The sequence below is a fragment of the Mesorhizobium sp. YM1C-6-2 genome (assembly GCF_003666685.1).
In the GTDB taxonomy this organism is placed as follows: domain Bacteria; phylum Pseudomonadota; class Alphaproteobacteria; order Rhizobiales; family Rhizobiaceae; genus Mesorhizobium_K.
In genome coordinates this window covers 412,269-433,044 of record NZ_RCIZ01000003.1, presented here as the reverse complement: position 1 = coordinate 433,044, position 20,776 = coordinate 412,269, and the positions used below count along the sequence as shown (strand labels likewise).

General features: G+C 64.4%; 22 protein-coding genes and 1 tRNA gene. 7 read left to right on the top strand and 16 right to left on the bottom strand.

What is annotated here, in order from left to right; translation table 11 throughout:
- Window positions 1-2: 2 nt before the first annotated feature.
- Window positions 3-956: a Gfo/Idh/MocA family oxidoreductase gene (locus tag D8676_RS10850; protein ID WP_121581093.1), complete on the bottom strand. Its 954-nt coding sequence runs from the start codon at window positions 954-956 to the stop codon at window positions 3-5.
- Window positions 957-1,249: 293 nt separating this feature from the next.
- On the opposite strand from D8676_RS10850, the gene D8676_RS10845 reads away from it, so the two are divergent.
- Together D8676_RS10845 and D8676_RS10840 are read left to right on the top strand one after the other, a co-directional pair.
- Window positions 1,250-1,326 (top strand) — tRNA-Met (locus D8676_RS10845).
- A gap of 268 nt (window positions 1,327-1,594) precedes the next feature.
- On the top strand, window positions 1,595-1,918 hold the full coding sequence (locus D8676_RS10840) for a protamine-2 (modular protein) (RefSeq protein ID WP_245426724.1): 324 nt from the start codon (window positions 1,595-1,597) through the stop codon (window positions 1,916-1,918).
- Window positions 1,919-1,972: 54 nt separating this feature from the next.
- Here D8676_RS10840 and D8676_RS10835 read toward each other — a convergent pair whose 3' ends face one another.
- The 8 genes from D8676_RS10835 to D8676_RS27025 form a co-directional block, all read right to left on the bottom strand.
- Complete coding sequence (locus tag D8676_RS10835; protein ID WP_245426722.1) at window positions 1,973-2,521, bottom strand: nucleoside-diphosphate kinase; 549 nt, start codon at window positions 2,519-2,521, stop codon at window positions 1,973-1,975.
- 141 nt (window positions 2,522-2,662) lie between these two features.
- The gene (gene rnk, locus D8676_RS10830) at window positions 2,663-3,094 is read right to left on the bottom strand and encodes a nucleoside diphosphate kinase regulator (protein ID WP_245426721.1); all 432 of its coding nucleotides are present in this window, start codon (window positions 3,092-3,094) and stop codon (window positions 2,663-2,665) included.
- 296 nt (window positions 3,095-3,390) lie between these two features.
- Window positions 3,391-3,813 (bottom strand): hypothetical protein, encoded by a 423-nt coding sequence (locus D8676_RS10825; RefSeq protein ID WP_121580874.1) that lies wholly within the window; start codon window positions 3,811-3,813, stop codon window positions 3,391-3,393.
- A gap of 13 nt (window positions 3,814-3,826) precedes the next feature.
- A complete protein-coding gene (locus D8676_RS10820) occupies window positions 3,827-5,374 on the bottom strand; it encodes a hypothetical protein (RefSeq protein ID WP_121580873.1) in 1,548 nt (515 codons plus the stop codon).
- Window positions 5,375-6,715 carry an NADH:flavin oxidoreductase gene (locus D8676_RS10815; RefSeq protein WP_121580872.1) on the bottom strand — a complete coding sequence of 447 codons (1,341 nt, stop codon included), beginning with the start codon at window positions 6,713-6,715 and terminating at the stop codon, window positions 5,375-5,377. It lies immediately after the preceding gene.
- On the bottom strand, window positions 6,712-7,608 hold the full coding sequence (locus D8676_RS10810; RefSeq protein ID WP_121580871.1) for a hypothetical protein: 897 nt from the start codon (window positions 7,606-7,608) through the stop codon (window positions 6,712-6,714). Before D8676_RS10810 ends, D8676_RS10815 begins: the two co-directional genes overlap by 4 nt.
- Window positions 7,605-9,380: a peroxidase family protein gene (locus D8676_RS10805; protein WP_210210721.1), complete on the bottom strand. Its 1,776-nt coding sequence runs from the start codon at window positions 9,378-9,380 to the stop codon at window positions 7,605-7,607. Before D8676_RS10805 ends, D8676_RS10810 begins: the two co-directional genes overlap by 4 nt.
- Before the next feature lie 169 nt (window positions 9,381-9,549).
- A complete protein-coding gene (locus D8676_RS27025) occupies window positions 9,550-9,951 on the bottom strand; it encodes a hypothetical protein (RefSeq protein ID WP_147448182.1) in 402 nt (133 codons plus the stop codon).
- A gap of 40 nt (window positions 9,952-9,991) precedes the next feature.
- Between D8676_RS27025 and D8676_RS10800 the strand changes: the two genes are divergently transcribed.
- Window positions 9,992-10,552, top strand: coding sequence for a hypothetical protein (locus D8676_RS10800; protein ID WP_121581090.1), 561 nt, complete (start codon window positions 9,992-9,994; stop codon window positions 10,550-10,552).
- A gap of 165 nt (window positions 10,553-10,717) precedes the next feature.
- Window positions 10,718-11,305 carry a hypothetical protein gene (locus D8676_RS10795; RefSeq protein ID WP_121580869.1) on the top strand — a complete coding sequence of 196 codons (588 nt, stop codon included), beginning with the start codon at window positions 10,718-10,720 and terminating at the stop codon, window positions 11,303-11,305.
- 93 nt (window positions 11,306-11,398) lie between these two features.
- Here the strand turns inward: D8676_RS10795 and D8676_RS10790 are convergent, their stop codons facing one another.
- Window positions 11,399-12,082 (bottom strand): D-lyxose/D-mannose family sugar isomerase, encoded by a 684-nt coding sequence (locus D8676_RS10790; protein ID WP_121581089.1) that lies wholly within the window; start codon window positions 12,080-12,082, stop codon window positions 11,399-11,401.
- Between the two features lie 391 nt (window positions 12,083-12,473).
- Between D8676_RS10790 and D8676_RS10785 the strand changes: the two genes are divergently transcribed.
- Window positions 12,474-13,181: a helix-turn-helix transcriptional regulator gene (locus D8676_RS10785; protein ID WP_121580868.1), complete on the top strand. Its 708-nt coding sequence runs from the start codon at window positions 12,474-12,476 to the stop codon at window positions 13,179-13,181.
- The gene (locus tag D8676_RS10780) at window positions 13,178-13,957 is read left to right on the top strand and encodes a LuxR C-terminal-related transcriptional regulator (RefSeq protein ID WP_121580867.1); all 780 of its coding nucleotides are present in this window, start codon (window positions 13,178-13,180) and stop codon (window positions 13,955-13,957) included. Before D8676_RS10785 ends, D8676_RS10780 begins: the two co-directional genes overlap by 4 nt.
- 33 nt (window positions 13,958-13,990) lie before the next feature.
- Here the strand turns inward: D8676_RS10780 and D8676_RS10775 are convergent, their stop codons facing one another.
- The 6 genes from D8676_RS10775 to motA are packed head-to-tail and all read right to left on the bottom strand — an operon-like array spanning window position 13,991 to window position 18,805.
- Window positions 13,991-14,440 carry a hypothetical protein gene (locus tag D8676_RS10775; RefSeq protein ID WP_121580866.1) on the bottom strand — a complete coding sequence of 150 codons (450 nt, stop codon included), beginning with the start codon at window positions 14,438-14,440 and terminating at the stop codon, window positions 13,991-13,993.
- Entirely contained in the window at window positions 14,437-15,516 is a 1,080-nt protein-coding gene (flhB, locus tag D8676_RS10770) for a flagellar biosynthesis protein FlhB (protein ID WP_121580865.1), read from the bottom strand. The genes D8676_RS10775 and flhB overlap by 4 nt, the downstream gene beginning before the upstream one ends.
- Window positions 15,517-15,530: 14 nt before the next feature.
- Window positions 15,531-16,544, bottom strand: coding sequence for a flagellar motor switch protein FliG (locus tag D8676_RS10765; protein ID WP_121580864.1), 1,014 nt, complete (start codon window positions 16,542-16,544; stop codon window positions 15,531-15,533).
- Between the two features lie 25 nt (window positions 16,545-16,569).
- Window positions 16,570-16,959 carry a flagellar motor switch protein FliN gene (gene fliN / locus D8676_RS10760; RefSeq protein WP_121580863.1) on the bottom strand — a complete coding sequence of 130 codons (390 nt, stop codon included), beginning with the start codon at window positions 16,957-16,959 and terminating at the stop codon, window positions 16,570-16,572.
- A 30-nt stretch (window positions 16,960-16,989) separates the two neighbouring features.
- Window positions 16,990-17,922: a FliM/FliN family flagellar motor switch protein gene (locus D8676_RS10755; protein WP_121580862.1), complete on the bottom strand. Its 933-nt coding sequence runs from the start codon at window positions 17,920-17,922 to the stop codon at window positions 16,990-16,992.
- Between the two features lie 7 nt (window positions 17,923-17,929).
- Window positions 17,930-18,805 carry a flagellar motor stator protein MotA gene (gene motA, locus D8676_RS10750; protein WP_121580861.1) on the bottom strand — a complete coding sequence of 292 codons (876 nt, stop codon included), beginning with the start codon at window positions 18,803-18,805 and terminating at the stop codon, window positions 17,930-17,932.
- A 160-nt stretch (window positions 18,806-18,965) separates the two neighbouring features.
- Between motA and D8676_RS10745 the strand changes: the two genes are divergently transcribed.
- Entirely contained in the window at window positions 18,966-20,774 is a 1,809-nt protein-coding gene (locus tag D8676_RS10745) for a DUF1217 domain-containing protein (RefSeq protein WP_121580860.1), read from the top strand.
- Window positions 20,775-20,776 lie beyond the last annotated feature (2 nt).

Sequence of the window (20,776 nt, the reverse complement as noted above, 5' to 3'; positions counted from 1 at the left end):
TTCTAGACGTGAACGACCGTGCCTGCCGTCAAAATCCTGAGCACAGTGATCGCCTCCTCGCCGCTGGTGCGCGGCGCCTCGCGCGTCTCGATGCAATGGAGAAAATGCTCGAGCTCGCGCGTCAGCGGCATGCCCTGCTCCACCGCCACATAGGACGGCTCGTTGGCGGTGAAGGCCCACTGGCCGCTGTCCTGCCACACCGCATGCCGGTAGACGGCGAGTTTCCTCTCCCACGGCTCGACATCGTCAAACACAGCCATCGCCTTGGTGCCCACCACCGTCAGCCGGCGCTCGCGATAGGGATTGAGCCGCGACGCAAAGAGATGGCTGCGCAGGCCGTTCGGGAAACGCATGTGCACATGCGCGAAATCGCTGAGACGGTCGAGAAGCGCCGCTCCCTCGCCGCGCACTTCGACCGGCGCGGCGCCCGTGATGGCAAGGATCATCGACAAATCGTGCGGCGCCAGATCCCACAGCGCATCGTTCTCGGTATGGAACTTGCCGAGTCCCAGCCGGTGCGAATGGATATATTTCACCTCGCCGAGTTCACCGGCGTCGATCAGCTCCTTTAGCTTCTCGAAGGCAGGGTGGAAGCGCAGCACATGGCCGACCATGAAAATGCGACCGTGGTCAGCGGCAGCCGCCACGGCCCGCTCGCCATCGGCGACGGTCAGCGCGATCGGCTTCTCGACCAGCACGTCCTTGCCCGCTTCGACCGCGCGCACGGCGGCATCGGCGTGAAACTGCGGCGGCAGCGCCATGACGATGCCGTCGACGTCGTCACGGGCAAACAGGGCGTCCGGATCGATCGCAAGGCAGTCCTGCTCGCTGGCGAAGCCTTCGGCCCGGGCGCGGTTGGCGTCGGACACGGCGTGCAGCGCACCCAGCGCCTTCAGCGTGCGGATGTGGTTCGAGCCCCAGTATCCGCATCCAAGGACTGCTATGCGCGGTTTCATCACTTGCCAGCTCAGGAAGAATGTGACGGACACATAACGGCGCACCGGAACGAACTCAAGCCGCCAGCCATTCACGGCCGGACGCCGGACGATTTGCCGCGAACGGCTCTTCTTCAACCCCGCCGTCGGGACAGCCGGAGGATTATCCCGCTTTCCTGGCTAGCTGCGACCCTGAAAAGACGCATGATCCACGGCTTTTGCAAGCTTGACAGCCTCGCCGGTCGAACCTTATATCCGCGCGACCTTGGCGGATGCCTCGGCAAGCCTTGCGGCTGTCGAAGTCCCGTCTACTCGGCGGAGTAGCTCAGTTGGTTAGAGCAGAGGAATCATAATCCTTGTGTCGGGGGTTCAAATCCCTCCTCCGCTACCACCCCAATCGCCCCAGTCTTTTTTATGGTGGGTCTGGCCAGATAGCCCGTCGCAACCAGTCAGCTCAATGACTTAACTCTGCGTCGATCATACATTTGTCGTCGTTAGCGTTGCAACGCTGCGGCGCCTTCAAACCAATCTCGCGATACCCGTCGGTGCGCCGATCGCGGAACCGTCCGCGGCGACTGACGTTCGTGAACATGGCTGCGTGGTCCCAGGATGGCCCTGCGGCCTTGCCGCATGCACGAAGCTATGGAGCGGGAGATGTCATGATGGATCGGCGATTGTTCCTTACCGGAATGCTCGGCCTGGCGGGCGCGACCGCGCTATCGAGCGTGGTCATGACGGACAGCGCCCAGGCGGGGATTCCGACCGGCAGGGGAATTCTCGATGAATTGGATGCACCCGCGGAAGAGCTGGAAGGAAATCTTGAAGCCGAACCGATCAATCACCGTCGCGGGCACCATCGTCGCCGTCGGCGCCGCAGACGGCGGGTCTGGAGACGGTATTGCCGCCGTGAGTGGTATCATGGCCGTTGGCGCCGGCGCTGCCGCCGCAGGCGGGTATGGGTCTGGTACTGGTCGTATTACTGAGGAATCAGCAAGCTTGGGCTAGTTGCCGGGCAAGGCTCCGGCTTGGCCCGAGGTTCAGGCGGCCGAGGGGCCAGGATCGTCGAAACCGTCCGCTGCCAAGGTCCGGGCTCCAGACCCTGCAAGCTGTCCGCTGTTTCCCCCCGCGATGACACGCAGTGACGCTCTCCGTGCGGCTGGCGTCGCCAGCCTAGCCAGCAAGTCCTTCTCCCTTTTGGCCGCTTCCGGCTGGTAAAGCACCGCCTCGAGCACAATGCGCTCCTCGCCGCCGTCCGGCTTCGGCAGGCTGAGTGCCTGGCCCGCAGACAAGCCCAGCAAAGCGAGCCCGCGCGCGGTGGTGATCGGCAGGAAGATGCCTGGTGGCGAACTCAGGCGGTCATGCGAGAGGATACGCGTGTCGGGCTCGCGACCGTCGACGCTGAAGGTCACCCGGCTGCTCAGCGTCGCCACATCAGGCGAAATGTCGTCTCGGAACACCACGCTTGCCGCTTCGATCTTGCGGCTGAGCAGCACCCTCATTGGATCGTCAGTCCCCTGGCAGCGGTCGAGCATGACCTCCAATATGGTGAAATCCTTGGCGGTAAGGATGCATGTCTCGTGCGGCACCGTGATTCTCCATCGTACCCGCGCAAACGGGCCGGTTTTCTGGCGAAGAATGAGGAGAAACCCTGCCCGCGCGAGCGCGGCGCAGGGCTCACGAGCCTGCGATGAGACAACCTCCGAAGAGGGCGAGACGCGAGGGCCTGCTCACGACGCCTGCTGCAAGCCACCGGCACCGGCGGGGCGCTCGACGCTCTCCACGGTCAGCCGATGGACGCGGCCGTCACGCGCCTCCCAGTCGATCGACTGGCCGGGAGACAGCCCGATCAGGGCGGCGCCGATCGGCGTCAGGATGGACACCCGGCCTGCGGAGATGTCGGCCTCGGCAGGGAAGACTAGCGTCACCGTGCGGGTCTCGCCGGTATCGGTCGCGTAGCTGAGCGTCGACCCCATGCGCACGACATCGTCGCGCATGCTGGCGTCGGCGACGACGCGCGCCCTGTCGAGTTCGGCCGTCAGTTCTTCAGCCACTGCGGGATTGCGCTCGGCGATCACATCCGCGAGCCGCGCAAGCGTCTCGTGGTCCGATCTGGAGATGGTGATCGCCGGCTTGCGCCGCTTGCTGTCTGCGGGGGCCACATTGCCCTCCTTGTGGTGCGTGCGCCCCCGCGGCGCGAGAGCAGAAAAAATGAAAAATTCGGGTTGTCGCTTCGGTGGCCTTTTCCCCGTAGGGAAATCCGCGCCCTCGGCCGGGCGCGACATGGCCAGGCCGGGGTCAATTGCCCGCGATCGGGCAGACCTTGTTCAAAATCCGGACGATGCAGTCGGCGCGGTTCATCGCCAAGACTTGGGAAAAATTACTGGTCCTGTCAAGCATCGGCGATGCGGCTGCTTGAGCATGCCGCGTAACAGCCCAGCCCTTCGGGCTGCCGATCTTACGGCCTGCTCATCAACGTGGCTTGCAGGAACCTCAGATAGAGGAAGGCGAGGATCAGGAAGAACACGAAGTCGAACAGCGCGAGCCAGAGGAAACCGCCGCCGCAGAACGTCCAAACGATCGCCATCCAGAGCCTGCCGAGGATTCCGATGACGTTGGGCGCCCGCCGAAAACCCGGATGGATGTATCCCGGGATATAAAGCGCCGTGACGAGGATCAGCGTTGCGCCCCACCCCCTCACCCAGCCGACCGGAAACGGCTCCGGCAGCCCGACCAGATCGGAGAACCAGTGGGGCAGGAATATGCAGGAAAGGCCGATCAGCAGATGCAGGATCAGGTTCAGCCCCAGCACGCGCCGGTAGAGCGCCATGCTCCCCGCAGCCTGCGCTTCCGACCAGCCCGTCATCAATGAGTCCGTCATGTCATCGCTCCGCTCAGAAGGTCAGCAGATAAGCCAGGAGATCGGCCTTTTCGGCCTCGGGAAGGTCGACGCCGTAGGCATGGCCGCCGGAGCCGTTGCCCGGCAGCGAGGTATCGAAGCAGTAGCCTTTCGCGGGCGGCTCGGCGGGAGCGCAGCCAGGCGCGACGAAGCCGCCGTCCGGATCGAGCACGTCCATTCCGCGGACGAACGCCTTCAGCCGCTGTTCCGGCGCCTGAAGGAGCGCAGCCAGCGTCGGCACCGAACCGTTGTGCAGATAGGGCCCGCGCAGCCACAGCCCGTCGAGCGGCAGGTTGGCATAGCCGTCGGTCTTCTTGAAGTTTTTGAACTGATAGGGTGTGCCCGCGAACAGCTTCTCGAGCTGCTGTGCCCTGAACGTCTCCGTATAGGAATCGAGTCGAGCCCTGTCCGTTCCGAGCCTCGCAATCGGCTCGACCACTCCGATGTGCTGTCCGTCGAAAACATAGACATCGCCATCCTGGTAGCCGTGGCACGAGGCGCAGCCGGCCATGTAGATGACCTTGCCGCGCTCAACCGCTGATGGATCCGGCTTGTGAGGACTGGCCGGCGGCTTCAGGTCGCCCAGCCAGTCGGCGACGCGCTCTATCGCCTCGTGATCGACCGATTCCACAGTGACGCCGGCGCCGATCGCCGCCGACAGGTTGCGCTCTGAGAGGCTCGCATTGTTGCCGTCCCAGTGGAGGTTCATGCCTTCCCGCGGACGCTGGTCGAAGACAGCCGGCAGGTCCGCGACGCCTATCCGCTCCTCGGGCGTCAGCGCCGAGGCCTCGACGCCGAACTGCAGCAGCTTGTACGGGTTGAACGTGTCCACCCGGCCCGGCCCCCAGGACGGCTGCATGTCCATCAGCGGCAGCAGGCTTGCGCGCGTCTGCAGCAGGCCTTCGCGGAAGATCGGCAGGACGCCGATGCGCCATATCAGCCGGTCCAGCGCGTCGAGTTCGATGCCTTGCTCCTCCATCACCTCGAACAGCCGGTCCGGCGCCAGGCGCGGATCGGTGGAGAGTCGGAACACCATGCGCACGAAGCGGCCGAAGTCGAGATTGTTGGAAGGCATCGCAGCGGTGATCTTGGCGGCGTCGCCGGCCTCGGCGCGCCAGGTTCCGGTGTGGCAGGTCGCGCAGTTCAGCCAGACGACCTCGACGCCGCGCACCTTCCTTTGCGAGATGCCGACGGGCAGGTCGCGTCGCCTACCCGCTTCGTCTTCCTCGTAAAGGAAACCGAAGGCAGAATAGTCGTCGCGCCCCTCGAACTCGTCGGGGTAAAGCGCCGGCAGCACTTTCCAGATCGCATAAGGTATGCCGCTGCTGGGCTCCGCTCCGATGGAGCCGTATTTGAAATGCTCGACGATGTCGGCGTAATGCGGCGTGCTGTTGTCGGAGATGCGCCTCAGCACGATGATGCCGACGACCAGCGCGGCCAGGAACAGCACGAGCAGGATGGCGGCCAGCAGCGCGAGCAGGTTGATCTTCCAGTTGCGCCGCAGGCGCCACGCCTCGACCGCCGTGACCGGTTCGCTCGTCATCTAGACCTCTGCCGGCGAGGGTATGGTGAGGTGCGGCTTCGCCCGGTAGATGCTCATGAGTTGCTCGATCATCGCGTCGCGGGACGGGAAGCGCGCCTGCTCGTAGCAGCCCATCGGGTTTTCCGGCGCATTGACCAGGCATTTGTTGCAATACGTGCAGGGTACGGCCGGCCGGTCCGAACCGTCGCGCCACTGCTCGACGAGATCGGGATTGGCGACCAGCGAGCGCGCGATCGCCACCGCGTCGAAGGCGCCCGACTCCAGCCCTTCGCGGACGACCGACGCGGTCTGATAGCCGCCGGTGTTGATAACGGGGATTCGCACGGTCGCCTTGATGGCGCGCGCCTCCTCGATGCTGATCGCCTCGAAGGGCAACCCCTTCTTCATGCGGAACCAGATCCAGCGGAAGATCGGCCGGAGCAGCGGGTAGCGGAACAGCAGGAAGTTGCGGAAGCCATAGACGCCGGAGCTGATCAGCACGTCGTAGGTGGCCGCCAGCACGTCGATCGGCAGGTCGCCCGGCGGATTGAGCGGATGCGGGAACAGCGAGCCCGTGGAGACGTGCAGCGCGTCGACCCCTGCCTGCTCGCACCATTTGGCGACCTGAACCGAATCCGCCAGCGTGTTGCCCTTTCCCTCCCATGGAATGACGTTGTTGCGCTCGATCGCACTGAGCTTGACCTGCAGATGGAAGTCGCGTCCGACCGCGTCCCTGATCGCCGCGATCACCTCGAGCAGGAAGCGCGCCCGGTTGGCGAGCGATCCGCCATAGTCGTCGGTGCGGTCGTTTATCCCCGAGCTCAGGAACTGCGTGAACAGATAGCCGTTGGCCGCATGCAGTTCGACGCCGTCGAGACCCGCCTCGCGTGCACGCCATGCCCCGTGCGCGAAGGCCCTGACCGTCCGTTCTATGTCGGCCTTCGTCATGGCCTGGCAGAGGAAGCCGTGCAGCGGCTCCTTGCGGCTGGTGGAAGAGAGCGTCGGCCTGTGCTGGTTGTGGATTCCGGGCAGATCCATCTGCCGGCCCGAATGGCTGAGCTGCATGATGAACTTCGCGTCGAAACTGTGCACCGCCTCGCCGAGCTTCGCCCAGAGCGGAATGAAGTCGTCACGGTGCACCGTCGCGTAGCCGGCGATGATGCGGCCTTCCATCAGCACCGGCACGTAGGAGGAAATGATCGCGCCGACGCCGCCTTTCGCGAACTTGCATTCCCAGTTGATACGCGTCTGGGTGAGTGAGCCGTCCTCATTGTCGAAGCGGCCGGAAATGTTGGAACGGAAGACGCGGTTCTTGACCGTCAGATTGCGGAATCTGAGCTCCTGGAAGATCGGGTCGTTCATAGCGCCGTCTCGCCGGATTGAGCGCGTTTCCAGACATCCTTCAGCAGCGCCGTCGTCCACGCGGCGGCCGGGCATCGGCTCCAGCTCGCCGCCATGAAGATGATGTCGGCGTCGGGGTCGCGCGCGCGGGCGGCGTCCAGTTCGAACAACGCCAGCGTGCCGGCGGGCAGGTTTCCCCAGATGGTGCTCGCCGGCGCCGACCAGCGGCGTGGTACGCTCTCCGGCGCCCGCAGCGAGCGCATCACTGCCGCATCGGTGGTGATCCTGTCGCGAAGACCGGGCTCCAGCCACAATCGCCGCATCTGTCGCAGGCTGCGCACCAGGCTGTGCACGGCGACCGCGGTCGCATGGACGCCGGCGGAATCACCGCCGGCGGCATCCGACAGGACATGTTGCGCTCGCCGCAACGCGCCCGTCACGGCCCACCAGAGCGCGCGCAGCGGGTTCATGTTCCTCGGCGCGGCATCGAGCACGCAGGCCGCCCGCCATGTATGGTCGCTGCTGCTATAGCGGTCGGCGAAGAGCCGTCCGATCGCCTCCTGCACGAGTGGGCCGACGGCGCTCTCCGGCCGCTCGCCGCGCACATAGGCCGCCAGTTCGGCGACATGATCCGTTGCGACTGCGCCCTTGGAGACCAGTGCGCCAAGTCGGCTTTGCAACGCCGCCTGTTGTTCGGCGCGGCCGGGATGGTCGCGCGGGGAGACCGAAGGCAGCGGCGCGGTCGGTGTCCGCAGGCTGCGGCGGATTCGTCCGGCGATCCAGCGGTTGATCAACGGCCCGCCACCGGAAAAATCCCGGTCGAGCCTGGCGTCTGCGGAAGCTGCGGCAATCACGGCCGGATCGTCGATCCTGATCAGGTCGACCAAGCCGGGGATGCGCAGCCGGCGGGTCATCTCGCCGATCCCCTGCGCCAGGGGAAGAACACATTCCGCGCCTCGGCGAAATGCACCGCCAGGTCAGGGAAATGTCGATCGAGCACCGATTTGAAGTTGTTGTCGCGTATCCAGTCGAAACCGGCGCGCGTGTAAACCTCGGGACGGAAATCCTCGGTGAAGAAACGGTCGCTCTTCAGCCTGCGCGAAGCGAGCAGGATGAAGATGCGGAACGCCGTGTCCGAGAAGCCGAAGCCGGGCGGCGTGCCGTTGTGGCTCGATTTGCTTTCCGCGAGCGTTCCGACAAGGAGGTCGACCTTCTCGACCTCGCCATAGACATCGCGCAACTGCGCCTGCCACTCCTTGTCGTCGGTCAACTCCTCGAAGTTCTTCGGCACGAACATGCCGAGATGCCGCCTGAACGCACAGTAGCGGGGAACGCCCCGCTCGCGATCGCGCAGAATGTCGGTGGCGGCAAGGTCGATGAAGACGGAAGCGTCCTCGGCATGCTCGGGCTGCTTCAGCGGAGCCTCGGGCATCTTGCGCAGCCCGTTTGGAAAATTGTGCAGCACCAGCGCGCCCGGATTGCTGGTCGCGAAGGAATAGAGCGCGTCCTCGAATGGCAGCTTTGCGTAGATCTCGGTCCGCACCTTGCCGCGCGTCACACCGAAGAAATCGGTGCGCAGCACCTCCTCGTCCGTCTCATGCCGGCGCAGGGAGAACTCGTCCGGGATCAGGCTGTGCATGCGATAGACGGCGGTGAACTCCTCGGTGATCGCATAGGGCGCTCCGTGGTGGTCGGCCGGCGAGCCCGGAATACCCGACAGAACCTCGCCCTCGCCCAGCCGGCCATAGGCGCGGCCATAATGCTCGCCGAGCAGGCCCCACCAGTTGCCGCGCATCGCCAGGCGGCCTGCCGGCGAATTCATCAGCGCCGGCGTCCACTCCGTCGTGTGGATCTTCGCCATCAGCGCCGCGTTGACCAGACGCGCCTTCTGGAAGAGCCATTCTCCGTCGGCCGCGGGATGGTCTATGCGCAGCCGGTCGACGATCGAATTGTGCTCACGCGCGAAAATCGTGTGCATGATCGACAGGCCGAGCCACCAATTGCCGTTCACGCCGGCGAGCTCCTGGCCCGGCGTCTTGTGCCCCTTGTGCAGGGGCAGGAGCCCATTGGGCAGAACCGCCACCTTGCCGTCGGCGAGCAGCGCGCCCGTCTCCGGATCGCTGCGCACCAGGAGCTGGCGCGCCGGAAACGAGCCGTAGACCTGCGACCCGTCCCACCAATGCGTCTCCCGGTTCACATAAGCGGCGGGCCTGCCGTCCTCGCCCGGACGCCGGGCGTCGGGCGTGGTCTTGAGGATCGACATGCGGCCGTCGGGCCAGTCGTCACCCTCCGGAACGGGGAATTCGTGCTTCACCGCCGGATCGTTGTCGCCGTGGCTCAGCCAGTCATGCACCATGAATTGCAGCCAGGCGGGAGCAAGCAGGTTGAGATGCGGCACCGGCACGAATTCCCGGCGCTGCAGCAGCTTTATGCTGACCAGCCGCGGATTGGGATCGTAGATTCCGGGCTCTTCCTCGCCGAAACTGTCCGGTATCGGCACGTTGCGGCCGAAGCGGCTGCCGGCCATGCCCATCCAGGGTTTGCCGAGATCGTTGTGGCTGCCGTCAATGGTCCGCTGGTTGCGGACGTCCACCTTAGGTTCCGGCACCACCGGCTGGGGGTCCGATTCCGTGTCGAACAGGTTGCGCGCACGCATGTTGACGCGCAATCCCACCAGCGTCGGCATCGCTACCAGGAATGGCCAGCGATACCATGGTCGCCCTCTACTTGTCAGATCCGCAAAACGACCGAGCAAACGCTCCAATATTGAGCCTGACATCTGTTCCCTCGTAAACAGATTTCGGGGGCCATGATATCAATTCCATTTGACTAGTATAGTCCCAAAACAATGACCTCTATTTGCCTTTACATATCGATTCCTCCATCTGGAGAAACAGGGCGCCGAGAAAAATGTCTTCAAAATCTATAGATTGAAGAGGGACTTTGTACGCGGCAGAAAAAGGGAAAAAAGTCTCTGTTATGCTTGGCTTGGCGGAAGCTATTCGCCTGCGTTTTTCAACCACATCGGTCCGGTGACACTGCGTTTCGCCGCCGCAAGCTACGCCGCCCGGAATCCGGCTCTCTGGGTCGTGTTTAGCAGCCGGCACATCGACGGCTCCGATGCCCGATCCGCTGAAATTGCTTAAAAGGTTCAGAAATTTTGCCTGCCACGCTCTGGTATATTGATAACCAACGAGTGCCTCTTCCCCCGAAGGACTGGCAACCAAACGCCAGCCTGCTTCGTATAAGCGGAGCAAGCCATCTCAGGCGTGCTGGAAACCGACGAGGATGGGTATCATGGCCAAGAATATCTGGAAGATCTCAGCCACCCTGGCGACCGGTGTGGTCATAGCGGCATTGTCAACGCCAGCGAGCGCGATCGATGTCGGCGCAGGCGTATCGATCGGCGGGCGTAGCGGCGTCAGCGCTGGCCTCGGTGCGAGCGCGGGCGGGAGCCGCGGCATCAGCGCCGGGCTGGGCGCAAGCGTCGGCGGTGGTAACGGCGTCAACGCCGGCGCCGGTGCCAACATTGGAGGTTCGGGTGGTGTCAACGCGGGCGCCACGGCTTCGATAGGCGGAAGCGGGGGCGTCAATGCCGGGGTTGGCGCCGGTGTCGGTGACGGCGTCGGCGTGGGTGTCGGCGTCGGCATAGGCGGGCCGTCCAATCCCGGCACGCCGGGCACTCCCGGTAATCCGGGCACACCCGGCGCACCGGGCATCCCCGGAGTTGTCTCGAACATGTCACCCGGACAGCTTGCACGCGCAAGGAAGCAATGCCGCCAGGTGTTATCCGACAGGACGAGCTTCGACCGCGATCTGGTCGCGCTCTGCTCCCTGGTCCAGAGCGCGAGCCGCTGACGGCATCGACATGCCAACTCGGAAGCCCGGCGCCACGCCGGGCTTGCCAATCCTGGCAAGGCGATTCCGCTGCGGAACTTCAAGCCGGGCACCGATTTCGGCGCATTGCTGGAACTCATCGGCATTTCGGCGGTTGTTGTAAAAGCCCAGCCGGCGAGGTGAAGCGTGAGGACCGTCAGCGCATCCTTTGACACCTATGACGAAGTGAGTTCGGCAGTCGATGGCTTGGCCGAAATGGGTGTGGCGTGCAGCGAGATCACCGTGGTTTCGCGCCGTCGCCACGCCAGGGCCAGGGTCGTCGAGGGCGCAGGACTCGGCGCGGCCATCGGCGGCGTCGCAGGACTTCTCGTCGGCTTCGGCATGATCGTCCTGTCAGGCCGGGAATGGCTGTTCGGACCGGTCTGGCTCATTCCGCTCCTGATCGGCGCCGCCGTGGGCGGCATTGCAGGAGGCCTCGTCGGTTCGAAAAGCGGCACCGGCATCGAAACCACGTCCCCTTGCTCACAACGCACTCGGCGCGGCAGCACCTTGCTGGTCGCCCGCGTCCACGACGACGAGGTCGGCGAAGCCAGGGCCGTCCTGCTCCGATGCGGCGCGATCGATACCAATGCCAGGCGCGGCGAATACGCGACGGACGGCTGGGACGGCTTCGTTGCCAAGGATATCTGGGACGAGGACATCGGCCGGGAGGACGAGCGGCTGTCCGAAAACGGCGCTACCGATCGGCAGGGCCGCCGCAGGCACGTTGCCTAGGTATTGACCGATATCGACGCCAGCAAATTCCACGGGAGGCCGCTTTCGGTCATGCCTGCTGAGCAAGCGACACCATAAAGTGGCGGGTTCAGCCTAGCCTTTGATCCACCTGTCGTAGTCCGACACCAGTAGGTGCAGCGGCGCCTCGTTTTCCTCTATGTTCGAGAAGCGGCCGATCGGCTTTTCGAAGATGTTGTCGGTCAGGTCGTCGTTCACCGTCGACACCTCGCCGATCAGAACGTCGCCGCCCTCGCCCCAGAAGGCGTGCCACACACCGGGCAGCAGCGTCACGCTCTCGCCCGGCTCGAGCTTCAGCAGCCCGCCCGCCGGCAGCTTGCGTACGACGCCGTCGGTAGGCACCGTCACCTCCGCCTGGCGGTCGATGCCGCCTTCGGCATCCGGCATGAACAGTTCGAGCACCAGCTTGCCGCCGCCGCGATTGATGATGTCTTCCGCCTTCACCACGTGCCGGTGCATCGGCGAATACTGATCCTTGCGCGAAATCATGATCTTCTCGGCGTAGAGCATGCCCTTGCCGCGCGACAGGTCCTCGGAGCGTCCGTTGCGCACGGTGAACAGGAACAATCCCATCTCATCGAACTTCTCCTCGCCGTAATCCGTGATGTCCCAGCCGAGCCGTGCGTCGACGATGCCGGCCGGACGCTTCGACTTGAGTTCGTCGGGCGACCAGTAGGCGAAAGGCGGCATTATGTAGCCGAACGAGCGGATGAAGGCGTCGCCCTCGCGGATGATCTCGTTGATGCGCGACCTTTTCATCTTCTTCTCCCTGTCGTTCTGCCACGGCATCAGAGCGTGCATCCGAACGCTCGCCTTGGCAAGCAAGGCAACCAATGCTCGCCCACGCCTGGGATCTGGAGCCTCCTCGCGAAGTCGTGTTCCAAGCTTTTGTCAATCGGCGTTTGATGTCGGATTCGTCTGCCGTTAGATTAATGGCGAATCAGCCGTCCTAGGGGGGCCGGCGAACCACCAGATCTCTGACGTCCCGGCTTTGGCCGGTGCAGGGGCGCGGCAGGTAGCGCAAGCTGTCCTGATTCGGCGGATCGCGCTTATCGCGTCAGTATCTGTGTCTTCCTTCAAGTGGACGTGTACCTACCCGGTCTCTGGCGACGCCAGTGTCGGACAAAGGACGATTCCGGCCAAACCATCGATGAACAGCCTCGCCGCTCTTTCGGATTCGAGCAGCCTCTCCGTGAGGCTGGCGACGCGCGGCGACCTGACCGCCTTCCTTATGGATCTCACCGCCGAGATCGGCGCTGATGCCTATATGCTGGTGGCGATCGTCCACGAAGAGGACCGTAACACCGCGCGCATCCTCGCCTCCAACTGGATTCATGATGCGATCGAACTGGTCGGCCGCCCCCTGATCGCCAGTCTGGCGCAGACGCCGGCGACTGCCCCGGGCGCACGGCCGCGCAGCCTGCTCGCCTCGCAAGCGCCGGAACTGCCGGGCGTGCTGAACGGCGAGGAAGCAGCGCTTCTGGACGTGCTCGGCCATCGCGAGATCTGTCCGTTGAGCGTGCAGGCCGGCCGCAACCGCTATTTCGTGCTTTTCTCAGCCGAGCGGATCGACAAGATCGACCAGGGCGCTCTGATCGGAGCGCAGATGCGCTGCTGCTATGCTCTGTCGCAGATTCCGGAAATGCTCCGCCAGGCAGCCGCGCAGGATCCTCTGTCGGACCGCGAGCGCGAATGTCTGGCATGGGTGTCGGAAGGCAAGACCACCGACGAGGTGGCCCTGATCCTCGGCGTCTCCGCCAATACGGTGAACAGCTACGTCACCCACGCAATACAGAAGCTTTCGGCCAGCAATCGCGCGATGGCGATCGCAACCGCGATCAGGAACGGCATCATTTGACCGACGCCGCCGAAGTCCGGGACGACGAAATCGCCCAGTCGCCCTTTGGCGAGCGCAGAACGCTTTTCGGGGATTTTCCTCTCCGCCCCGAGACGCAGCGCACGGTTACGATTCCCGACGCCGTGCGCCGATGCCGCTGGATGGCGGTCGACGTCAACGCCTCGGCTTTCGCCCTGTTCTTTGCAGGTCCGTCGACCGAGCGGCCGCGCTTGGTGCCGTGCTTCGATTCCAGTTACCCGGGCGTCGCCGAGACCACGAGGCGGATCGCCGGCGGCGACCGCTCGGCCATCGCCCGGCACAGTCGCACCTCCAGCGTGCCTTGCCTGTGGGACGATGGCGAGGATTCGATTTCGGCCGTTTCGTTCCGGACCCTCGGCTGGGCCGCGAAAATCGAGCCACCGGTCGGCGGCACGTCGGGCCTCGCCTTCCCCGTACATGCGGACCGCGGGCAATGCGGCCTGATTGTCTTTCTCGGCGCCGAGATCGCGCTGACGCCGGAAGGGATGTTCGACATCCACGCGCGCTGCTTCTCGCTGTTCGACGCCGTCGTCAGGATCAGGCCGGGCGAAGGCGGGAAATACCCGTCAATCTCGAAACGCGAGCTGGAATGCCTCAAGCTGACCGCAAACGGCTACACCAGCGACGAGATCGCGCGTCTGCTGAAGCTTTCGGTGCACACCGCTAACCAGTACCTCACCAACACGGTGCAGAAGCTGGACGCCGTGAACCGCATGCATGCGGTCGCCAAAGCGCTGCGCATGGGGCTGATAGAATAAGCGCGATCCCGAAAGCTGCGGGTTTCGGACGGCTCAGGCCTCCAGATCAGCATCCGCCGACCGCTCGGCCTTGCGAATGCGCGCCCGGTCAATTGCGTCGATGAGGAAAGCCGTATTGTGCTGCGGGTCCGGGTCCGGCCTGTCGAAGGCGACATAGTGGACCTCGACCGACGCCGCCTCGTCCTCGAGGCTGAGCGCGAAATAGACCGTCGCACCCGCCGGCCTGAGTTCGAGGTCGAGCACGATGCGCGGCGGCTCGGACCAGTCCACATGTGCCTCGCCGCCATGACCCAGCCTGACGGTGCCGGGCATGAAGAACATCTCGGCTGCCGAATCCACGATGTCCGCTACTGTGGCGAAATGCTCGAGCCGGATAAAGGCGATGTAGTCGGCGACGTCGACTAGGCGCAGTTCGCCGACTACGTCCTTGATGGCCTCCGCGACGATCGCCTCGCGGCATGCTGCATGCGGCTGTCGGTTCATTGGGTTTTGCGCTTGGCCTTGCTTGCGTAGACGACCCGTATCAGTTCGGCGACTGCCTGGTAGAACTGTTGTGGGATCACGCTATCCACCGAAACTTGCTTGTACATGGAGCGCGCCAGGGCCACGTCCTCGAACACCGGGATATTGTTGGCTTCCGCGATCTCGCGGATCTTCAGCGCCACCAGGTCCTGACCTTTGGCGAGAACCACCGGCGCGCTGTCCTCGTCGCGCACATATTTCAGCGCGATCGAATAGTGGGTGGGGTTGGCGATCACCAGGGTAGCCCGCGGCACCGCGGTCATCATCCGGCGGCGCGCCCGGTCGCGCGCCAGCGAGCGCAGGCGCGACTTGACGATGGGGTCGCCTTCCGACTGCTTCAGCTCGTCCTTGACCTCCTGCTTGGTCATCCTGAGATCCTGCCGCCAGTGGAAGCGGGACCAGACGAGGTCGACGCTGGCGATCAGTGCCATCACCACCACGATCGAGATCAATATGTTGATCGCCATGTCGCGGATGACCAGCGTGAAATCGGGTGTCTGCGTCAGCATGCCGGCGAGGAACTGGCGCAGGCTGTCCGACAGGACGAAGGACAGCACCGCCACCACGAAGCCGAGCTTGCCCAGCGACTTCAGGAACTCGACGAAGCCCTGCACGCCGAACAGCCGCTTCCAGCCCTTTGACAGGGATATGCGCGAGGCCTGCGGGCGGATTCGCTCGCCGACGAACTGGGGCATGTTCTGGAAGGCCGACGCGCCCACTCCCGCTACCACCAGCAGCACCATCAGGCTGGCGACAGTCTTGCCGATCTCCAAGGTGACCAGGCGCGACAGCGCCACCACGTCGTTGGCCGTATTCAGCTGCCAGGCGTCGGGCTTTTCGAGGAAAATGGAGAGGAACCCGCCGAGCTCCATGATCGAGGAGCCGGCGAAGAAGACGATGAAGACGAGGATGGCGACGAAGGAGGCGAGGATCCCGGTCTCGCGCGAGTGCGGCAGTTGGCCCTTCTCGATCGTGTCACGGATTTTCTTCTCCGTGGCCTCTTCGGTTTTACTCTCCTTGTCGACGCCCTCTGCCATCGCGGTTCAGGACCTTACGCGGCCGCGCTCTGCGCGCTCGGCAGTTCGAACGCGCCTTCGCGAGCCATGCGGATTGCGCCGGCCGCGATCGCCTTGCGCGCCCGCACGACATCGGCGGCGGCGACCCCTTCCGAGCCCTGGCTGAGTTCCGATTCGATCATGCGCCGCGCCCGCGCGCCGATCGAGGAGAGCACCGCCTCGGTCAGCGCGGCCGGCGCATCGCGCAGCGCCAGCGTGACCAGCTCGGTCGAGATGCTGTCGAACAGTGCGACGCGCGCCTTCTGGGTGAGCTGGATCACATCCTCGAAGGCGAAGAGCCGCGACCTGAGCGACTGCATGTCGGGCGCGCCCGAGCGCTCGAGGTCCTGTATCACCTCGTCGAGCTTCTCCTTGTCCATCTCGTTGAGCACGCTGGCGACGCGGATCTGGCCGGCCGACGTGTCGCGGCTCGCGCTCTCGGCGAGCAGCCGGCCGCGCAACTGGTCCTCGATGATGCCCGTGGCGACTTCCGGGATCGCCGCCATCGACATCATGCGCTTGACCACTTCGTTGCGCACGTCCTTGTCGAGCGACAGCAGCGCGTTTGCCGCGGCCGACGGTGACAGCTTCGACAGCACCAGCGCCGCCGTTTGCGGATGTTCCTCGGTCAGGAACGCGCCCAATCGGGCGGGATCGAGCTTCTCGATGTCCGGCCAGACCGGCGCCGGCCCTTCCTGTATTGGCGTGGGCTGCTCGACGCCCATCAGGGCGTTGACCTCCTCCGGGCTCAGCGCCTCGTTGAGGATCGTATCCATGCGGTCGCCGGAATCGAGCAGGCCGGCGCCTTCTGTGAACTCGGCCTCGAACTCGGCGACGATCTTCTCCAGGTCGGCCTGGCTGATGGTGCGCAACAGCCGCGCCCCCTCGACCAAGGCCTTCAGTTCCTCCTGCTTGAAGAATTTCAGGAGCTTGCTGGCCGAAGGCTTGCCCATCGCCACCAGGATAGCCGCGGCCTTCTGCGTCCGCGTCATTTCCTCCGCCGTGCTCATGCGGGCGCTCTCCGACCGCCCCTCATCAGGCCGGCTTCGCCGCGCTTACCTCGGTCAGCTTGATGCCGAAGCGCGAGGGATCGTTGTCGAGCACGGTGATCTCGCCGCGCGCGATCCGGCGTCCGTTGACGACGACGTCGACCGGCTCTCCTATGCGGCGGTTCAAGGCGACGGTCGAGCCCTTCTGCAGCCCCATCAGGTCGGAGACGGCCATCTCGGTGGTGCCGAGGACTATCTGGACCTCGACGGGTATGTCCATGATCAGCGAGGAGTTCGGGCCCGTCGGCACAGCGCTTGATTGCGACTGCGGCTGCGGCCGCTGCTGCTCCTCTTCCTGCAGCACATCGCGCAGTTCCTCGATCGCCCGGTTGAGCTGTTCCTGCGAAGCGCCCTGGTTCAGTGCCGCTTGCGTCATCGTGCTTCTCCAATCTCTCGCCGCTGCCGGCTACCGGCTGGCGACCAGCCCTTCCATGATGTCCTGCCCGGCGTCGAAGGGATGCTTGACGCGGACCGTGTAGTTCTGTCCCAGCTTGCCGAATTCGCAGACGAACAGGGTCTTCTGGCGCGCCGACAGCTTCGCTTGCGATTGTGCGTCGCCTTCGAACTCGATGACCTGCCCGACACGCAGCCCGGCGATCTGGCCGAGCGTCATGCGGGCAAGCGGCATGGTCGCCTGCAGCTCCACGCCCGACCGCATCACCTCTTCGCTGAAGCGCTGGCGCCATTGCCCCGACGGCCCCTGTGGCTGCGATTTGTCGGCTGAACCCTTTAGCAGTAGGCGCTGCGGCATGGTCAGCACGATCTTGCCGGCGCCGGCCGGCGTCGAAATGGCGAGCAGGACGCGTACGCCCGGCCCGTCGCGCAGCACCTGCTTCTTCAGCTCGCCTCCGCTGATCGCCTGGGGCAGCGGCACGGCCGGTTCGAGCGATTTGTCGCCGGAAGCCCCAAGTCCCCTTGCGATCTCGTCGAACACCCGTGACGCCACCACGGTCTCGGTCGGCGACAGATCGCGGCTGATGGGAGCGATAGCAATACCGGGATCGCCGCCGAAGAGGGCGCTCACGACGAGCGCCACCGCGTCCGAGTCCATCGTCAGGACAAGTGCATCGGGAGACGACGGCGACGCCGCAACCGTCATGGCATGGCCGTCGCCGTCCGGCTTCGCATCTGCCATGCGCGCAAGTTCGACCCCCGCCGGTTCCAAGGCAAGGTCGAGGGCGAGGTTCTGCTTCAGTCCATCCCTGATGGCGGGAACCGCCCGCTCGATCAGCGCCCGCGCCGCATCGGTCACGCGTTCGGGCTCGCCCGTCTCGCCGACCAGCCGCTCGATTATATAGGCCCGCATCTCTGCCGGGCTGGAGGGGACCGCCTTGCTCATCGCAGTCTCACGCTGCCTTCCTCTCGGCGGCGCCGGTGTTCATCGTGCTCTGCTCGACGGCGTCGATCGACGGCCGCTCGTAGACGGAGATGGTCTTGCGGCCGAACTCGATCGCCACCTGCGGCAGCGAGCCGTTCATGTAGGCGAGCAGCGTCTGCTTCACGATGATGTAGAGCCGGTTCTTCTTCTCGCGCACAACCTTGATCTTGCCGGCTATCGGCCCGACCACGCAGTAGGACATGAAGATGCCGAGGAAAGTACCGACGAGCGCCGCGCCGATCAGGCCACCGAGGATTTCAGGCGACTGGTCGAGCGCGCCCATAGCCTTTACCACACCCAGCACCGCCGCCACGATGCCTATCGCCGGGAAGCCGTCGCTCACCACCGTGAGCGCATGATAGGCCTTCAGCTTGTCGGCGCGGATCGTCTGGATCTCCTCGTCCATCAGCGCCTCGATCTCATGCGGCCTGGCATTGCCGATGATGATGATGCGGCAGTAGTCGCAGATGAAGTGGGTCAGGTCGTGGTTCTTCAGGACCGTCGGGAAGGCCTGGAAGATCGCCGACTCCTCGGGATTGTCGATATGCGCCTCAACCTCGCTGCGTGACTTCGACTTCAGTTCGCGCATCAGCGAGTGCAGCACGCCGAGCACTTCGAGATAGTCCCGCTCCTTTGGCACCGCCTGCTTGAAGGCCTCCATGCAGGCCTTGCCGGTGTCCTTCACCACCTTCATCGGATTGGCGATGAGGAAGGAGCCGAGGGCCGCGCCGCAGATGATGACCACTTCCCACGGTTGGATCAGCACTTCGATATGGCCGCCCATGGCCATGAACCCGCCCAGCACGCAGCCCAGCGTCACCACCAGCCCGATCAGAATTCCCACGGCACGTCCTTCGCGAATGCAATGACGTTTCAGGAGTACAGGCCGTGCCTTGTGTGAGGCTTGAATCGCGATGACCGGAACAAAGTTCGCGAGACCCCTTCAGCCTCGCGCAAGCAAGCCGCCCTAGTCTCGCCGGACAAGCTTCGGCCGGAGGCCCGCCTTGCTCAGCACCTATCTCAGCTATCAGCTCATTACCCGGGACATGCCTAGAGCGATGGACCGCGTCGAGCGGGAGCCAATGGTGGACCGCGAGACGAAATATTATCTCGAGAACATCTCGAAGGTGAAAACCATCGACGAGTTCGTCAAGGACGACCGCCTGTTCCGCTATGCCATGAAGGCGCACGGGCTGGAGGACATGACCTACGCCAAGGCCTTCATGGTCAAGGCGCTGAAGGAGGGCGTGCGCGACCCCGACAGCTTCGCCAATAAGCTTCAGGACAAGCGCTACGCCGAGTTCGTCACCACCTACAATTTCGAGCGATACGGGGAAAAGGCCACCACCTACAACCGCGTGCAGCACGACGCGCCGACGAACTTCGCCTCCAACGTCGTGATCGGCACGCTGGACGGCGGATTCGGTTTCGTCGAGGACGAGGTCGGCTACTACGTTTCCAACATCTCGAACGTCAAATCGATCGACGACCTGATGGCCGACAGCCGCCTGCTCTACGTCGCCATGGGCGCCTTCGGCCTCGACTCGACCCTCGAAACGCCAGAGCGCATCCGCGAGATGCTGGAAGGCGGCGTTGCCGATCCCGACAGTCCGGCCAACAAGCTCGCTGACAAGCGTTACGCCAACTTCGTCGCGGCGTTCGACTTCGCCGCGCATGGAGACGCTACCACCGCCCGCGACGTGGTCCAGAACGCGCCGAAACAGTTCGTGTTCGCCACGGGCCTGGCCGTCGTCAAGCCTAGCGCCGAGTTCGTGAAAGCCGAGACGGATTACTACAAGGCGAATATCGGCAAGGTGAAGTCGATAGACGACCTCCTCGGCAACCAGCGCCTCCTCAGGATCGCAATGAGCGCCTATGGCCTCAACGCCGACACGGAAGAGCCGAGGCAGATCCGCGCGATGCTGACCGGCGGGGTGAGCGACCCCGACAGCCCCGCGAACAAGCTGGAGGACAAGAGCTACGCCAATTTCGTCGCCGCCTTCAATTTCGCCGAACACGGCGCCGGTACGACCACGCGCGACGCGGTTCAGAAGGACACGTTGAAGCTCTACGCGGTGAAGACCGAATCCGGCCTGGTCGCGTCGAGCAAATACTTCATCGACGTGGAGACCAGCTACTATCTCTCCAAGGTCGGCGACATCCAGTCGATAGACGATCTGATGGCCGACAAGCGCCTGCTGAACTTTGCGCTGACCGCCTATGGCCTCGATCCCTCGCTGGAACCGCCGGCGCGGATCCGGCAGATGCTCGAAGGCGGCATCGCCGATCCCAAAAGCCCGGCCAACCAGCTCACCGACAAGGCCTATGTCGCGTTCGTCACCGCCTTCAATTTCGCCGAATACGGCGAGGCGACGACGACGCGCACGCCGGCCCAGCTGCCCTCCATCGACAAGTTCCTGCGCCAGACGCTGGAGCAGAACGCCGGCAAGGAGAATGAAGGCGTGCGGCTTGCCCTCTATTTCGAGCGCAAGGCATCCACGCTGACCAACTTCTACGAGATTCTCGCCGATCCGGCGCTCGCCAAGGTCGTGCGCACCGCGCTCAGCCTGCCGGATTCCTTTGCCTCGGCCGACATCGACCGCCAGGTCAAGCTCTTCGAGGAGAAGCTCGACATCGAGGACTTCACCGATCCGGCGAGGCTGGAGAAGTTCCTCACCCGCTTCACCAGCCTATGGGAGATCAACAATCCCACGGCCCCCGCGCAGGCGCAGATCAGCGTCCTGTTCAGCCAGCCCGTCGAGTTCGGCATCTCCACCGATGCGCTCTTCGCTATCCAGTCGATGAGGCGGTAGCC

Coding starts and splice junctions, on each gene's coding strand:
- D8676_RS10850 (WP_121581093.1), bottom strand. CDS start 956: ATGAAACCGCGCATAGCAGTCCTTGGATGCGGATACTGGGGCTCGAAC.
- D8676_RS10820 (WP_121580873.1), bottom strand. CDS start 5,374: ATGACGAGCGAACCGGTCACGGCGGTCGAGGCGTGGCGCCTGCGGCGC.
- flhB (WP_121580865.1), bottom strand. CDS start 15,516: ATGGCAGAGGGCGTCGACAAGGAGAGTAAAACCGAAGAGGCCACGGAG.
- D8676_RS10810 (WP_121580871.1), bottom strand. CDS start 7,608: ATGACCCGCCGGCTGCGCATCCCCGGCTTGGTCGACCTGATCAGGATC.
- D8676_RS10785 (WP_121580868.1), top strand. CDS start 12,474: ATGAACAGCCTCGCCGCTCTTTCGGATTCGAGCAGCCTCTCCGTGAGG.
- D8676_RS10765 (WP_121580864.1), bottom strand. CDS start 16,544: ATGAGCACGGCGGAGGAAATGACGCGGACGCAGAAGGCCGCGGCTATC.
- D8676_RS10800 (WP_121581090.1), top strand. CDS start 9,992: ATGGCCAAGAATATCTGGAAGATCTCAGCCACCCTGGCGACCGGTGTG.
- D8676_RS10825 (WP_121580874.1), bottom strand. CDS start 3,813: ATGACGGACTCATTGATGACGGGCTGGTCGGAAGCGCAGGCTGCGGGG.
- D8676_RS10840 (WP_245426724.1), top strand. CDS start 1,595: ATGATGGATCGGCGATTGTTCCTTACCGGAATGCTCGGCCTGGCGGGC.
- D8676_RS10815 (WP_121580872.1), bottom strand. CDS start 6,715: ATGAACGACCCGATCTTCCAGGAGCTCAGATTCCGCAATCTGACGGTC.
- D8676_RS10790 (WP_121581089.1), bottom strand. CDS start 12,082: ATGAAAAGGTCGCGCATCAACGAGATCATCCGCGAGGGCGACGCCTTC.
- D8676_RS10755 (WP_121580862.1), bottom strand. CDS start 17,922: ATGAGCAAGGCGGTCCCCTCCAGCCCGGCAGAGATGCGGGCCTATATA.
- fliN (WP_121580863.1), bottom strand. CDS start 16,959: ATGACGCAAGCGGCACTGAACCAGGGCGCTTCGCAGGAACAGCTCAAC.
- D8676_RS10805 (WP_210210721.1), bottom strand. CDS start 9,380: ATGCCGACGCTGGTGGGATTGCGCGTCAACATGCGTGCGCGCAACCTG.
- D8676_RS10775 (WP_121580866.1), bottom strand. CDS start 14,440: ATGAACCGACAGCCGCATGCAGCATGCCGCGAGGCGATCGTCGCGGAG.